We start from the raw sequence: 15,743 nt of genomic DNA, 5'->3' as shown, positions 1-15,743 counted from the left end.
CCCCTACGACGCACCGGACACCGTGAAGACCGTCAACACGGCGCTGGTGGACGGCGACGGAGACGCACCGGCCCCGCAAGAACAGTCCGGGGAGTTGTCGGGCCCGGCGGAGGCGCTCGGATCCGCGGACCAGCCGTCCGCCGAGGCCGCGGAGAGCGTCGCGACCCGCGGCGAGTCCGACGCCGGAGAGGCCCGGGACTCGTTCCCGGATACGCCCGACGCACCGCCGGCGCCGCCGCACCGTCCCGAGAGCGTCGCGTCCCTGAGCGACCGGGCGGAGCCGGAGCCGGGGGAGCGTCCCGAGGCCGCCCCGCTCCTGGAAACGTTCCGCAGCGCACTCAACGAGCAGCCCCCGCCCGTCCGGAGCGGACCGGTGACCGGTGAGGAGTCATCCGCCCCGGGGGGCGGACCGTCCCCGCAGCCGGTTCCGGCCCGATCGGCGCCCGAGTCGAAAACGGACGACGAGATCACCGTGTTCCTGATGGAGACGACGGACCAGGACCCGGCCGAGGTTGACGGGCCCGGGTGGACGCGCGATCGGGGAGACGGGATGGCCGGCCTCCTCGGGCTGGAGGACCCGGCCGCCCGCGCCGCGGAGCTCGACGACCCGGGCACCAACCCGCACACCTTCGACGCGCTGCCCCGGGACCAGCGCGAGGCCGTCGTGGCGCAGGCGGCCACAGGCTGGCTCTCGTCCCTCACCTGGATCCCCTCGCTGGACACCGCCTCCGTCCAGAACAAGCTGGAGGATCTGACGTACGACGCGGGCGACAACGCCAGCGGTGACGACCTCAACGGCTGGCCGCTCTACGAGAAGAACGGGAACCGGTGGCCGACGCTCACCGATATCCGGGAGCTCCACTCCGACGGCGGGAACACCCACACCTTCAACCGGCTCGTCGACGACATCTTCAAGGCGCCCGACCCCGGCCGACGGCTGCGCCACTGGTACGACAACGCGGACGAGGCCGGAGCCCTGGCCAAGGCCGCCGGCGGCGCCTACCCGACGGCCGACCGGGTCCTGGACACCCTGCGCACCCTGGACGCCGCGACCGACCGCCCGCTTCCCGGCCCCGTGGAGGTGACCTTCGCGCTGAGCGGGGACGAAGGCCTCCACGGGCTCGGCGGGTACGTCGAGGGCGACCCCTCCTCGCTGGTGGGCACCGAGCAGCGGGAGGCTGGGTACCTGCGCACCTCCCTGGACCGCTCACCGGCCACGGGAGACGACGGCGACGGTACGGTCCTGGTCCGCCTGAGCGTGCCGGAGGGCGGGCGCGGCCTGTGGATCGGCGACAGGGCGGGCACCTCCGATCCGTACACGCTCCTTCTCCCCCGCGGCACCGGCTACCGCGTCACCGACGTCACGGAGTCGGACGGGATCGTGGAGATCACCGCCGTGGCCCTGCCCGCGGAACCGCGACCGGTGGCCGCGCCCCCGGCGGAGTCCGCCGCGGTCCACGACGACGAGGGCCACGGAGACGACGAGACCGACGCCGGCTCGGAATCGGACGCCTCGGACGCGGACACCTACGGCAGGGGGACCCTCGACGAGGACGGCATCCGCCGCTTCGACTCCCCCGAGGAGGCCGACGGGCAGGACCGGTGGCTCCAGGACCCGGCGAACAACCCCCACGCCTTCGACACCCTCACCCCCGACCAGCGCGGGATGGTCGACACCTACACCAGGTCGGCCTGGATCACCCGTGTCGCCCGCATCCGGCCCTTCCTGCCCCAGACCGTCACGCGACAGCTGATGGAGTGGCGCGCGCAGTCCCGGTCCGAGGCGGCCGACCCCGACACGGCGCAGACGGCCCACGGCTGGGACCTGTACGAGGCCAACGGGCTGTCCTGGCCGTCCGTGGAACGGCTGCGCCAGATCGCGGCCTCCCCGCAGCCGTTGCCCCCGCGGACCCGGGGGCTCATCCGGTACGTCCTCGACGCCCCCGACCCCCGTGCCGAACTCGACCACTGGTTCCACAACGCCGGATACGCGGGGGTCATCGCCCGGCTCAACGGGGGCGTCTACCCCGACGCCGCCGAGACCAGGCGGCTGTTCCGCCTCCTGGACGGCGCGGTCGACCGCCCGCTGCCCGAGGGCATGGCCGTGTCCCGCGGCATGCAGTCGATCGACCACCTCCTGCGCACGACCGGGGGCACGGACCCCCGCAGGCTGGTGGGCACCGTCCACACCGAGCCCGGCTACATGTCCACCACCCTGGGCGACTCCCCGTTCAAGACGGACGTGGACGGATTCCCCTTCCTGCTGCGCCTGGACGTGCCCCAGGGGAGCCGTGGCCTCTGGATCGGTACACGCAGCCACGACCCGGAGCAGATGGAGCTCACCCTCGGCCGCGGCACCACGTACCGCATCACCGGTGTCCAGGACAGGATCGACCCCGAATCCGGCGGACCGCAGACCGTGGTCACCGCGACCGTGGTCCCCCTGCCGCGGGCGGTGCCCGACCTCTTCTCGGAGGGGAGCACGGGTGAGGACGGCGTCCGCAGGTTCTGGAACGCGGAGGAGGCCCACTGGTACGGCCACCGCCTCCACGACCCGGCGCACAACCCGCACGCCGTCACCGCGCTCCCCCGGGCACGGCACGACCTCGTCCGCGCCCTCAGCGCGCTCGCGCCCGGGGTCGACCTCACCCCGGCGGGCCCGGAGGGCGCCCGGGAACTGCTGGACTCCCTACGCGCGGCGAGTCGTGTCACCCAGGCCTCCACCCCCGCGGAGCGGCAGCGGGTCCTCGGGTGGGAGCTGTACGAGGCGAACGGCCTCACCTGGCCCTCCCCCGAGCGGCTGCTCCAGCTCCTGCCCGCGGAGCGGGTGAGCAACCCCGCACGGGCGCGATTCATCACCGACCTCCTCAGGCACGGTCCCCAGGAGGCGGCCCGCAGGCTGGGCGGGCTGTACAACGCCGCCGGGGCCGCCGGGGTCCTGGCCCGCGCGAACGGGGGCGCCTACCCCTCGCCCGAGAGGCTGCTGGACATGCTGGCCTCCTACGAGGACGCCGTCCGCCGTCCGCTGCCCGACACGGTCGAGAGCACCTGGTACCCGGACGCCACGGCGGTGCGGGAGCAGTGGCACGGATTCGACCCGCACGCCCCCTCCGCGCTGGTCGGGACCGAGCAGGTCACCCGGGGATACACCGCGGTCGCGCTCAACCCGCGGTCGGCCGCCCCGGGCGAAGGGGCTGCCGCGGTCGTCCGTCTCGTCCTGCCGTCGGGGGCCCACGGCCTCTGGCTGGGCGGCGCGGGCCCCCGCCCCCAGAACCAGGAGATCATCCTCCCGCCGGGGACCGGGTTCCGGATCGACTCCGTGGACACGTCCGGCGGCCGACCCGTGATCACCGCGCGGGTGCACGTGCCGGCGGACGACACCGCCGCGCCCGCGGCGGTGAGTGCGCCGCCCGTCTCGGCCGGGGCCTCGGTCGACGGGACGAACGACGACGCCGCCGCCGCCGGGCCGGACACGCTCCGCACCGGGAACGTGCCCGGCGACGGACGGGGGTACGTCGACGGGACCGGGATCCGGAGGTTCCGCACCGAGGAGGAACTCGACGCCTACGACCTATGGCTCCACGACCCGGCCAACAACCCGCACGCCTTCAACGCCCTGGACCCTGCGCACCGGAACCGGATCGTCGGCTACACGATCGAGGGCTGGCTCAACACCGTGGCCCGCAATTCCATGAGCGCGGACCAGGTGGGGATCACGCTGGACCTGATGCGCCAGGACACCGTCGCGGCGTTCGAGACCAACCCCATGGGCTCGCGCGGCTGGGAACTGTACGAGATGAACGGCCTCGCGTGGCCGACCCTGGACCGGCTGCGGGAACTCCTGGCCCAGGGGCGCGTTCCGGAGAGGGCCGAGGGCTTCGTCCGGTACATCCTGGACGCACAGGACCCGCAGCAGGAACTCGACCACTGGTACGTGCACGCCGGTGAGGCCGGGGAGATCGCCAGGTCGAGCGGCGACGTGTTCCCGACCCCGGAACTCGCGCTCGAGCACCTCCGGACCCTGACGGAGGCCATCGACAGGCCCCTGCCCGAGGGGATCGAGGTGATCCGCGGTCTGGAGGAGCTGGACCACCTCGAAGGCTTCGACGGCAAGGACCCCTACTCCCTCGTGGGGACCGTCCACACCGAGCGCGGGTTCCTGTCCACGTCGCTGGGGAACGAGCTCGCCGGGGTCACGGCCAATTACGCGCACGCGGTGCACCTGGTCCTCCCCCGCGGCTCCCGGGGCATGTGGATCGGTTCGGAGAGCAGGTACCCCGGAGAGCGCGAGCTGATCCTCCCTCCGGGTACGACCTACCGGATCACCCGGGCGGGCTGGGGAGGCTTCCACGGGCTGGAGGGTCTGTACATCGAGGCCGAGGTGGTCGTGCCGCCGCGGCCGGTTACCGACCCGGCCCCGCCGCAGGTCGAGGGATCCGCGGACCTGCACGTGTTCACCGTGGCGACCGACACGGACGCCACCGTCACGGGCCCCGACGAACCCGGCCTCGGCGCGGAGGAGGAGGCCGGACTGGCCGCGCTCCTGGGACTGGAGGACTCCGGGCACGAGAGCGCCGAGGACGACGCGTACGACGACCGGCCGCCCCTGGACCGCGACGACTCCGACGACGACCGGCCCCTCCTCGACCGCTACGACTCCGACGACGACGCGCCGACGGCCTCGGCCGTGCACACCGACCGGGCTCTGCCCGATCGCACGGACGACGGCGGTACCGCGGCCGCGGCCCCTGAGAAGAGCGGCGGAGAGGTCCGCGGGTTCCGCACCCGGGAGGAGTTGGACGCCTACGCGGAGCGGATGGAGGACCGAGACGGTGAACCGCACACCTACGGCGCTCTCCCGCCGGAGCTGCGCGCCCTCATCGGCGCGCACACCGCGTTCCCGTGGCTCAGCAATCTCGCCCGGCTCGGAACCTCCGACCCGGCGGCCATCCAGGGCAGGCTCGACTACTGGAGCAGGATCAGCCTGGGGAACGCCGCCGACCCCGACACCCCCAACGGGTGGGCGCTCTACGAGGCGAACGGCCTGTCGTGGCCCTCACTCGGCCGGGTGCGCGAACTGTACGCCGAGGGAGGCCGCTCCCCGGGGTTCGGGGCGGTCGCGGCGGACATCTTCGGTTCCTCCGATCCGCGGCTGCGGCTGGACCACTGGTACGAGAACGCGGACGACGCGGGAGAGGTCGCCCGGGCCAACGGCGGTGTCTACCCCACCGGGGACAGGGCCCTGGAGCTCATCCGGGACATGGACACGGCCGTGGACCGGCCCCTGCCCGGCCCGGTCGCGGTGTCCTTCGTGCTGGATGTCGACCGGGACCTGCCCGGACTCGACGGATACGACTGGGACGACCTGTCCGCCATAGTGGGCAGGGACCAGCGCGAGCGGGGGTACACCACCGCCTCCCTGGGCGACTCGCCCTTCACCACCTCACCGCGCGACACCGTGGCGGTCGTCCGCATGGTCCTCCCCGAAGACGCCCGGGGCCTGTGGATCGGTGGCCGGGGCGCGACGGGCGACCCGCACGCGCTGGTCCTGCCCCGGGACTTCGGCTACCGCGTCACCGACGTCCGGATCACCGACGACGGAATGGAGATCGACGCCGAGCCGGTCCCCGCGGACATGTCGGCGCGAGAACCGTCCGCGGAGGTCGGGGACGGCGACTCGGAGACCTCCACGCTCGTCGACGAGGAGTCGCGCCTTCCGGCGGGTGACGGCCGCGGCCAGGTCGGCGACGACGGGTACCGGCGCTTCCGCGCCCTGGAGGAACTGGACGCCTACGACCGGTGGCTCCACGACCCGGCCAACAACCCCCACGCCTTCGACACCCTCACCCCCGACCAGCGCGGGATGGTCGACGCCTACACCAGATCCGCCTGGATCACCCGGCTGGCACGTATCCGGCCCCTGTCCCCGACCGGTGTGGCGAGCCAGCTGGCACTGATACGGGCCAAGGCCCAACAGGAAGCCGGGCAGGCGGCGACCGTGGCGACCGCCCACGGCTGGGACCTGTACGAGGCCAACGGACTCACCTGGCCCACCCTCGACCGGCTGCGCGAGATCCGGGAGAACCCGGACGGCCTTCCTCCGCGTACCGTCGGCCTCGTCGACTACGTCCTCACCGCCCGGGACCCCGCCGCGGAGCTGCGCCACTGGTTCCACAACGCCGGGTACGCCGGGGTCATCGCCCGCCACAACGGCGGGACCTATCCCGACGTGGACCGCGTCCTGGAACTCTTCCGCCTCCTCGACGACGCCACCGGCCGCCCCCTGCCCGAAGGCCTGGTCGTCTCCCGGGGCATGCACTCCATCGACCACCTGCTGCGCGCGGCCGGCAGGTACGACGCCGACGACCTCGAGGGCACGGTCCACACCGAGCCCGGGTACATGTCCACCACCCTGGGCGACCGGGCCTTCAAGACCGACGCCGCCCCCTTCCGCTACCTCCTGCGGCTCAACGTCCCCCAGGAGGCGCACGGCCTCTGGATCGGCTCCCGCAGCCACGACCCCGAACAGCGCGAACTCACCCTCGCCCGCGGTTCCACCTACCGGATCACCGGTGTCCGGGACACGTTCGACATGAACACGGGCGGGATCGTGACCGTGCTCTCCGCGGAGGTGGTCCTGCTCCCGGAGGCCTTCGCGGACCCGCTCTCGGACGGACGGGTGGACGCGTCCGGTGTCCGGAGGTTCCGGACGCCCGCGGAGGCCGACTGGTACGCGCACCGGGCCGCGCGCGCGGAACGCGGCATGCCGGGGCTGGACACCCTCCCCGCGGAGGAACGCCGCGTCGCCACGGCGTTCTCGGACACCCCGTGGCTCGCGGACCTGGCACTGGTGCCCACGGGCGACCTGCGGACGCAACTCGACCGGTTGCGCTCGATGAGCCGTACCGAGCGGCCCTCGGTCGTGGACCCCCACGGCAGCAGCGGCTGGGAGGTCTACGAGGCCAACGGCCTCACCTGGCCCACCCTGGAGCGGCTGCGGGAGATCGTGGACGCCGCCGAGGGGGAAACCCCGACAACGCGCTTCCTACGGACGGTCCTCACGCTGGAGCGCCCCGAGGAACGGCTGGCCGGTCTGTACCGCAGGAGCGGTATGGCCGGGGCGCTGGCCGCGGCCAACGGGGGGACCTACCCCTCCGCCGCGGGTGCGTGGGACCTGCTCGCAACCTACGACGCAGCGGTGGGGCGCCCGCTCCCGGAGGCGGTCGAGACGACGTGGGTCCTGAACCACACCCGCGACCTCCGGTTCCCCGAGGGGTACGACGAGAGGACCCCCTCCGGCCTGGTGGGCACGGTCCAGAGCAGCCCGGGGTACACCACGGTCTCCGTGAACCCGGAACCGGTGGGCCTGGGGCACGCCGCGGTGACCGTCCGGCTGACCCTGCCCGAGGGCGCGCACGGGCTCTGGCTGGGTGCGGAGGGCCCGCGGCCGTCGAACCACGAGATCGTCCTGCCCCGGGGAATGTCCTATCGCGTCACCGGCGCGGAGACGACCGCTCACGGCCTGCTGCTGTCCGCCGAGGCCGTCCTGCCGGAACAGGACGGCACCGCGTCCGGAGCCCGACCGCCGGCCGTGGAGAAAGCCCCTCCCGCGACTGTCGGTGAGGCCGGGCAGGACACGGCCGCTCCCGCCGGGGAGACGGGACACGCGGCCTCCGCGGACGCCTCCGCGGACGCCTCCGCCACCGCCACCGCCACCGGCCTCCCGGTCGGCACCGGTCCCGCCGACGACGGCAGGGGGTACGTCGACGACCAAGGCGTGCGGCGGTTCCGCTCCGTGGAGGAGGCCGACGCCTACGGCCGCTGGCTCCACGACCCGGCGAACAACCCGCACGCCTTCGACACCCTCCACGACCGGCAGCGCGACGACGTGCGCGGGTACACGGCGGACGGATGGCTCAACGTGATCGTCCGCGCCAACCTCTCGGCCGAACAGATCCAGGACAGCCTGGACGAGGTGCGGAATGAGACCCGCCTCCAGACCACCACGGACCCGATGGCGGCCCGCGGCTGGAGCCTGTACGAGCTGAACGACCTGTCCTGGCCCACCGTCGAGCGCCTTCGGGAACTCCTGGCGCAGGACCGGGTGCCCGAACACACCGCGGGTTTCGTCAGGTACATCCTCGACGCGCCGAACCCGGAGGCGGAACTGGCGGGCTGGTACGGGCACGCGGGTGGAGCCGGTGTCGTGGCGCGGTCCAACGGGAACGTGTTCCCCGCAGCGGCCGATGTGGCGGCGTTCCTGGAGCGCCTCGACCGGGCCGTCGACCGCCCCCTGCCCGAGACGGTCGAGATGGTCCGCGGCCTGTCCGAGGTCTCGTTCCTCGACGGGTTCCGGGACCTGGACCCCTACTCCCTGGTGGGCACCGTCCAGACCGAGCCCGGTTTCATGTCCATGTCCCTGGGCAACAAGCTGGCCGAACACCACCAGGCCGAATCCGGGCACGTCATCCACCTGACCGTGCCCGCGGGCAGCCGCGGCCTGTGGATCGGTGAGAGGAGCGACTACCCGGAGGAGCGCGAGGTCGTCCTCGCCCGGGGCACCACCTACCGGATCACCCGCGCGGGATGGGGCGGATCGTTCCAGCTGCCGGGCTTCTACATCGAAGCCGAGGTGGTGGTCCCGCCGTGGCCGGAGACCGTTCCGTCACCGGAGCAGCGGGTCGAGGACGCCTCGGACGTCAAGGTGTTCACCGTGCTGACCGAAACGGACACCACCGTGACCGGCCCCGAAGAAGCGGGACTCAGCAGTGGCGCCGAAGCCTTCCTGGCCGCGCTCCTGGGGCTGGACACCGCCGCCGGCGCCGAAGCCGCGGCCGCCGCGGTCCACCCGGAGACCACCGCGGAGGACTCCACCGCTCCCCCGGAGAACGGGACGCAGGCCGCCGGGCCGGACCTGCCCGACGACCGCCCCGGGCGGGTCGACCCCGACGGCGTGCGCCGGTTCGCCACCGACGGCGACGGCGCGGGATACGGGAAGCTCGTCCTCGGCGGCCGGTTCGCGTCCCTGACCCCGGAGCAGCAGGACTCCGCACGGGCCTACACGAAGAACGCGCAGTTCTACAACGACTTCTCCCGGCGGGCCAGCCCCGAGTCCCAGGTCATGCTGCTCAGCAAGCATCGGTTCTTCGGTTCATGGGTCGAGAAGTGGTTCGACGGGCACACGCCGACCCAGGAGAACGCCGAGAAGACCTGGGACCTCCTGCGCGAGGGGATGGAGCGGCTCGACCGGGCGATGGATCCGATCCCGGAAACGGTCGAGGTCCGGCGCTCGGTGTTCAGCGTGGGCTTCATGGCCCCGCCGGGGCGGCCCTTCCACGACCCCACGGACCTGATCGGCACGGAGTTCCTCGAACGGGGGTTCCTCTCGGGGTCGCTGGGGGTCGAGACCGTGAACCGGACCGCCGCCTACCAGTTCCACCTGGCCGTGCCCGCGGGGCACCCCGCCCTGTGGATCGGCGAGGACAGCGTGCAACGGTCGGAGAGGGAGCTGCTCCTGCCGCGCGGAACGCGCTTCAGGATCGACGACGCGCTCCAGGACCCCGACACCGGGCAGTGGGTCCTGCGGGTCACCGTGCTCCCGTTCACCCCGCGACCGTGACGAAGGAGGAGGGATGACCGACGAGGAGCAGGCCGCGCGGGACGAGTTCCGCCCCGAGTTCGCGGGCGCCGAGCCCCGGTTCGCCGCCGACACCGACGGGCCGGTGCTGCACGTGCCGGTGCTGCGGGAGGACGGGAGTGCGCTGGGCCGCCTCTGGGCTTCGCGGGACGGGGCCGCCGCGGGGTTCCTGCCCGTGCCCGGTCCGGCGGGGCTGAACGCCAAGGGCGCCTGGGTGCGCCGCCTGATCCTGGCCCGGGCCCAGGGGCTGGACGCCCTCGGCGCGCTGGCACGCTGGACCGGGGCCCCTCAGGACGACCGTGCCGGGGCGGTCCCGCCGGGGAGCGTGCCCGAGCACGCCGACCGCCTGGACGGGATCCCTCCCCCCTGATCCGGGCAGGACACCCGGTACCGCAGTGACAGCTGGAGACGAGAGGAAGTGGGGACGGCATGGACGGTGGGCACTCACCCGAGGACGGGTACCGAACGGACCGGGGCGGGGCGGAGCCCGATCCGTCCCGCGAGGCCGACGGCGCCGGGGATCCGGCCCGTGCGCCGGGCACGGGGCAGGGGGCGTTCGACCGGTGGAGCGACGAGGCGCTGGCCCCGGTGCTGGTCGGCCGCTCCTACGTCCCGACCACCGCGGGCCCCGTGCTGTACCTTCCCGTGCACCGGGACGATCGCCTCATCGGGTACCTGTGGGCCTCCGAGACCGAGGAGGCCAGTGACTTCCAGCCCCTCCTGCCGCCCGACACGGCGGGCAACGCCGCCCGCGGCTGGTGGACGATGGAACACGTGCGCCTGCGCGGTGAGGGGCTGACCGCGCTGGAGGCGCTCCGGTCCTGCGCCGGGAGGGTCGACGACCCCCATGGTGGAAGGGTGGACGCCGACGCCCCCGAGTCCCGTGCCCCGAGCCTGGAGGAACTGCGCGCTCTCGCCCGCGGCTGAGGCACCGGATCGACGACATCCGCACTCCGCTTCTCGTGGCCCGGTGCGGCGCCGGTCGGCACGGCCGCGTCCGGCGTGACCGGGATCTTCTCCGGACTGCTCGTCGACCGGCTCGACCGGCGCGTGGTGTCGGTGGTCTCGCACCTGCTGGGCGCGCTGTCCATGGTGGCGCCGCTGGTCGTCGAACTGGTGCGGGGCCCGGATCCGGCCGGGTTGCCGGCCCTGTCCGCGGCCGGTGCGGGCCCCTACAGCGAGGACGGCTGGGTCGAGGGGCACGCCGCGGCCGACGCCGCCTCCCCGGGCTCGCGCCGTCACCTGGCCTGAGCCCCGGCCCCGTGGCGCGCCGCGGCCGATGCCTGGGAAAACGGGTGGCGGCGCGGCGGCGCCGGCGTGTAGAACCGCACCCATGCGCAAGTACCCCCGAACCCGGCACATCCGCGGCTCCCGCCTCCAGGCGGGCGACCACGACCTGGCCGCCGTGCCCTTCGGGGAGCTGGCCGGCCGGCACCTGGTCGTGGAGGAGAAGCTCGACGGCGCCAACGCCGGCATCAGCTTCGGCCCCGGGGGCGCGCTCCTGCTGCAGAGCCGCGGCCACTACCTGACGGGCGGGCCCCGCGAGCGGCAGTTCGCCCCGTTCAAGGCGTGGGCCGCCGCCGTCGCCCACCTGCTGCGGCCGCGGCTCGGCGAGAGGTACGTGCTCTACGGCGAGTGGATGTACGCCAGGCACACCGTCTTCTACGACGCCCTCCCCCACTACTTCTGCGAGTTCGACGTGCTGGACACCCGGGAGGACGCGTTCCTGTCCACCCCGCGCCGCAGGGAGCTCCTGGAGGGGACCCCCGTGGTGTCGGTGCCCGTGCTGCACTCCGGCCCCCTGGACCGCCTGGAGGACCTGGTCTCCCTGGTGGGGGCCTCCACCTGCCGGACGGCCGGCTGGCGCGAGGCCCTGGCCCGGGCGGCGGTGGCGGGCGGCGCCGACCCGGAGCGGGCGCTGGCGGAGGGGGACGGCTCCGACCTGATGGAGGGCCTGTACGTCAAGGTAGAGGAGGGCGGCCGCACGGTCGACCGGTACAAGTGGGTGCGCCCCGGGTTCACGGCCGCCGTCCTGGACTCGGGCTCGCACTGGCTGGACCGGCCGGTGATCGCGAACGGCCTCGCCGAACCGGAGGTGCTCCATGCGGGTCTTCGCTGAGCTGTGCCCCGCTCCCCCGTACTGGGAGCTGGACTGGGACCGGGTCAGGGAGGCGTTCCCGTGGGTGCGCGACCTGGCGGGGGTGGAACAGGACCCGGTGCACCACGCCGAGGGCGACGTGGAGGTGCACACCCGGATGGCCTGCGAGGCCCTGTCCGGGCTGCCCGGCTGGCGGGCCAGGCCCGCGCCGGAGAGGGTGCGGCTGTTCGCCGCGGTCCTGCTCCACGACGTCGCCAAGCCCTACTGCACGCGCCGGGACGGGGACGGCCGGGTGACCGCGCACGGGCACTCGCGGCGCGGCGACCTGATGGTGCGCCGCCTGCTGTGGGAGGCGGGCCCGGACGGTTCGTCCCGGACGGGCCGGGCCACGGAGGCCGACAGCCTCGCCGCGGCCCGGTGGCGCGAGCACGTGGCGGCTCTGGTCCGCCACCACCAGGTGCCGTTCTGGGCGCTCGAACGCCCCGACCTGCGCCACATCGCCTTCCGGGTGAGCCTGCTCGCACGCAACGACGACCTGGTGCTGCTGGCCACGGCGGACATCCTCGGCCGGCACTGCGGCGACACCGCCGAGGTCCTGGACAGCATCGGCCTGTACGGCGAGTACTGCGCCGAGCAGCGCTGCCTGGACCTGCCGCGCGAGTTCCCCTCCGACCACGCGCGGTTCTGGTTCTTCCGCAAGCCCGACCGCGATCCGGACTACGCGGCCCACGACGACACCCGGTCGTCGGTGACCGTCATGTCGGGGCTGCCCGGGGCGGGCAAGGACACCTGGATCGCGCGCCACCTCCCGGACACACCGGTCGTGAGCCTGGACGCGCTGCGCACCGAACTGGGCGTGCGCCCGACCGCCGACCAGCGGCCGGTGGCCGTCGCCGCCCACGAGCGGGCCCGCGAGCACCTGCGCGCGGGGCGCCCGTTCGTGTGGAACGCCACCAACGTCTCCCGCCAGCTGCGCGACCAGTGCGTCGGCCTGGCCGCCGACTACCGGGCCCGTGTGGAGATCGTGTCCGTGGAGGCCCCGCCGGGGGTGCTGCGGGCGCGCCTGGACCGCAGGGAGTCCCCCGTCCCGGCCGCCGCGGTCGAAAGGCTGGTCCGCCGCTGGGAGTGCCCCGACCCCACCGAGGCGCACCGCCTCACCCTCGTCGCCTCCGGCGGGTAGCCGGGGCGCCGCGCACGCAGTGGCCGGTCCCGGCCCGGCAGCGGGCCGGGAGGGGCCGGCCCGCGGAGGCGTGGGGGCCGGTCGGGGCCGCCTCCCCGCGGTCAGGGGACGGTCCGGCGTCCGTTCGCGGGGGAGTCGGGGCGGAGCGCCCCCGGACGGCGTGCGGCAGGTCCGGTGAAGAGGGAGCGCGGCTTCCCCGGGTCCTCCATGAGCCCGATGCGCTGGCCCTGGAGCAGCTGGAGCGCGGGGAAGCAGCCCTTCTCGAACAGGAGGATGTTCAGCGAACCGCCGTACTTGAAGCATCCGACCTCCTCCCCCTTGGCGATCGCGACCGGGTTCTCCGGCCTGACGCGGGAGAGTTCGGGACGGAACTCGACGGAGGCGATCGAGTTGAGGCCGACGGGCACCATCCCGACGTGTCCGCGCGCCGCGTCCCCCGTGTCGATGACGAGGTAGCCCCGCCGGAACCTCTCGAACATGCTGTAGTCGTGGCCGTAGCCCACGTTCCCGTCGTTGAGCAGTCCGGGGAGGTCGCGCATGCCGTAGTAGACGCCGCCGATCCCGGAGTTGGACTCCACGACCTGTCCCGCGACCGGGGAGTGGTACCGGTGGTAGCCGTCGGGCATCAGGATGCAGGACACCGCGGTGCCCCCGACGAACCTGCCCGCGTACGCGGAGCCGTCGAGCAGCTCCCTGACGTTCATGGTGACCGTCTTGACCGGGATGCGCGTCTCCTCGGTCAGCTCGTTCACGATCATGTTGATGACGCAGTCGGCGGGGGCGACCACGACGGTGCCGTCCGCGGGTGCGTCGATCGGGCGTTTTCCGTCCTTCACCCTCCGGACGAAGAAGTCGTTGAAGTTCTTGAATCCACCAGGCGGCACGACATAGTCGTCCATCCTCGGCCCGAGCTGCCTCTTCCACTTCTCCACGAGCCCGAGCGATTTCTCGGAGTCCATGTAACGCCCTTGGAACTCGGTGAATAGGGCGGTCATCTCACATCCGGGACCGGAGGTGACGAAGACCATCCCGTAGTCGTTCTCGTAGTTGAGCCAGCTGAACTTCTCGATGAAGACGAGCCCGCTGTCGACCCCCGGCTCCCATTTGTCCCAGGCGCGAAAGAAGTCGCACAGGTCGTCGATCGTACTGTTTCGCCAGTCGTGCCGAACCTCGGGCCCGGTCCCCTCCGGGATCGGCTTCACGTTCTTGACCGCCGCGTCGAACATGGTGGCGAAACCCTCGTGATCCGCCACATACCAGCGCTGGAGCAGGTCGGTGAAGTCGTCGATGGTCTCGATGCGGTATTCTTTCATTTTTCCTCCCATACAGCCAATTGTCTGATTCGTGCATCTCGCACGACCGGAGGTCGGATGGGACGACTGCGCGAATTACACCTCCCGACCGGGGAAGCAACCCGAACACACGGAGAGGTGTTCGATTCTTCCGCCAATCGGCCCGGGAGGGTTCGCGGCACTCGGAATCGAGATATCCCCGCACTCCGGGACGCCCAACCGCCTCTTACCCAGCCCCTTTGCGCGCAATAAACACACCACTCCCGCAGGGGTCCCAATGGGGAAAAAGCGACTCTCTCCCGACAGAACGACACCCGGACTTCCGGAGGAGCCCGCCCTGCGGCCGCATCAGGACCTTGTGGGCAAAATGCCCCCGAAACAGAACTCCGCGTGAATTGCCGACAAAGAAAACAGGGCGGCTGCGCCGGTCGACGCGCCCCGGAGCCGACCCCTGCCGGGAGGGGCCGCGGAGCCGCGTGCGGGGCCGCGCAGCGCACCGCTCGGGCGCACACGCACCCGACCCCGGGGCGGGCCCGACCGCGTCCCGCGCGCCGTTCCGCCGCATCCGCCCCGGCCCGTGGGCGATTTCGGCGTTCTCCCGCGCCACGACGCCCGGCACGGTTAGCCTGAGGCCCTTTCGGCGACTCACACCACTCCGGGTGATAGGGCAATGACTGATCGCATCTACTCCGCCGTGCGCGCGTGTCTGGAGTGGGCCGGGGGCGTCGACCCCCGCCCCGTCCTGGACCCCGACACCCTGCTCTTCCTCCTGACCGCGCACCTGGAGGCCGGTGCGCCCGACCCCGGCGACTGGTCCACCGCCGACGTGCACGACATCGCCCGCACCGTCCGGCACTGGGACCGGACGCCCGTCGGCCTCAGGGACACCTGGCTGACGTGGTGCGACTTCCTGGTGGAGAAGGGGGATCTGCTGTCCGCGGAGAGCCCCCGCAGGCTCCGCCGGGCCATCGCCTCGGTCGACCTCTCCCCGGGCGGGTCCTCCGGCGCCCGTGATCCGGCGGACGGGGCGGACGCGGACCAGGACGTGCTGCCGCTCCTGGACCGGTTCGGCGTGGGGGAGGGCGGGAGTTCCGGGCCGCCGTGCCCGGTCGTGCCCGGGCGCCCGGAGGAGCTGGACGCGGCCGCGCGCCTGTGCCGCCCGCTGTCCGACGCCGTCCGCCTCGCCGCCTGGGTGGGCGGCGGCAGGGACCTCCGTTCGGACGGGGACGACGATCTCACCCGGTCCGACACCGCCGGGGCCGCCGCCGCGCTGGGCCGGACGCCCGCCGAGGTGCGGTCGCTGTTCGCCGTCGCCCGCCACTGCGGCCTGCTGCGCACGACGTACACGCGCGTCCTGCCCGGGCGGGCCGCCCGGGCGCTCGCGGAGGAGGTCCCGGGCGCCCTCGCCGACGCCTGGTCGGACGCCCTGCTCACCATGGTCGGCGGGCCCGGGATGACGGCGTTCCTACTGCTCGCGGACCTGTTCTCGCACGGTGAGCCCCGTACGCCCGCCCAGCTGGCCGGGGTCCTCGTCCC

Annotated in this window: 7 protein-coding genes and 1 pseudogene; 7 read left to right on the top strand and 1 reads right to left on the bottom strand. The window is 73.3% G+C overall.

Annotated elements, in window-relative coordinates; genetic code table 11:
- Positions 1-22 precede the first annotated feature (22 nt).
- From ACWGL3_RS24625 to ACWGL3_RS24600, 6 genes are all read left to right on the top strand, one after another.
- Positions 23-9,619, top strand: coding sequence for an ADP-ribosyltransferase (locus tag ACWGL3_RS24625; protein ID WP_452461835.1), 9,597 nt, complete (start codon positions 23-25; stop codon positions 9,617-9,619).
- Between the two features lie 13 nt (positions 9,620-9,632).
- Entirely contained in the window at positions 9,633-10,007 is a 375-nt protein-coding gene (locus ACWGL3_RS24620) for a hypothetical protein (RefSeq protein WP_267949402.1), read from the top strand.
- Positions 10,008-10,066: 59 nt separating this feature from the next.
- A complete protein-coding gene (locus tag ACWGL3_RS24615) occupies positions 10,067-10,564 on the top strand; it encodes a hypothetical protein (RefSeq protein ID WP_267949401.1) in 498 nt (165 codons plus the stop codon).
- Positions 10,565-10,639: 75 nt separating this feature from the next.
- The gene (locus tag ACWGL3_RS24610) at positions 10,640-10,888 is read left to right on the top strand and encodes a hypothetical protein (protein WP_267949400.1); all 249 of its coding nucleotides are present in this window, start codon (positions 10,640-10,642) and stop codon (positions 10,886-10,888) included.
- 82 nt (positions 10,889-10,970) lie between these two features.
- On the top strand, positions 10,971-11,756 hold the full coding sequence (locus tag ACWGL3_RS24605; protein ID WP_267949399.1) for an RNA ligase family protein: 786 nt from the start codon (positions 10,971-10,973) through the stop codon (positions 11,754-11,756).
- Entirely contained in the window at positions 11,740-12,915 is a 1,176-nt protein-coding gene (locus tag ACWGL3_RS24600; RefSeq protein WP_452461834.1) for an AAA family ATPase, read from the top strand. Before ACWGL3_RS24605 ends, ACWGL3_RS24600 begins: the two co-directional genes overlap by 17 nt.
- A 101-nt stretch (positions 12,916-13,016) precedes the next feature.
- On the opposite strand, the gene ACWGL3_RS24595 is transcribed toward ACWGL3_RS24600, so the two are convergent.
- A complete protein-coding gene (locus ACWGL3_RS24595; RefSeq protein ID WP_452461833.1) occupies positions 13,017-14,228 on the bottom strand; it encodes a phosphatidylserine decarboxylase in 1,212 nt (403 codons plus the stop codon).
- A gap of 649 nt (positions 14,229-14,877) precedes the next feature.
- On the opposite strand from ACWGL3_RS24595, the pseudogene ACWGL3_RS24590 reads away from it, so the two are divergent.
- A pseudogene (locus ACWGL3_RS24590) lies at positions 14,878-15,743 on the top strand (hypothetical protein); the annotation flags it as partial.

The sequence above is a fragment of the Nocardiopsis sp. NPDC055824 genome, from assembly GCF_053616335.1.
This window is presented reverse-complemented; position numbering and strand designations above follow the sequence as displayed.

Bases quoted from the DNA above. Each gene is read 5' to 3' on its own strand.
- ACWGL3_RS24600 (WP_452461834.1), top strand. From the start codon at position 11,740: ATGCGGGTCTTCGCTGAGCTGTGCCCCGCTCCCCCGTACTGGGAGCTG.
- ACWGL3_RS24615 (WP_267949401.1), top strand. From the start codon at position 10,067: ATGGACGGTGGGCACTCACCCGAGGACGGGTACCGAACGGACCGGGGC.
- ACWGL3_RS24595 (WP_452461833.1), bottom strand. From the start codon at position 14,228: ATGAAAGAATACCGCATCGAGACCATCGACGACTTCACCGACCTGCTC.
- ACWGL3_RS24605 (WP_267949399.1), top strand. From the start codon at position 10,971: ATGCGCAAGTACCCCCGAACCCGGCACATCCGCGGCTCCCGCCTCCAG.
- ACWGL3_RS24620 (WP_267949402.1), top strand. From the start codon at position 9,633: ATGACCGACGAGGAGCAGGCCGCGCGGGACGAGTTCCGCCCCGAGTTC.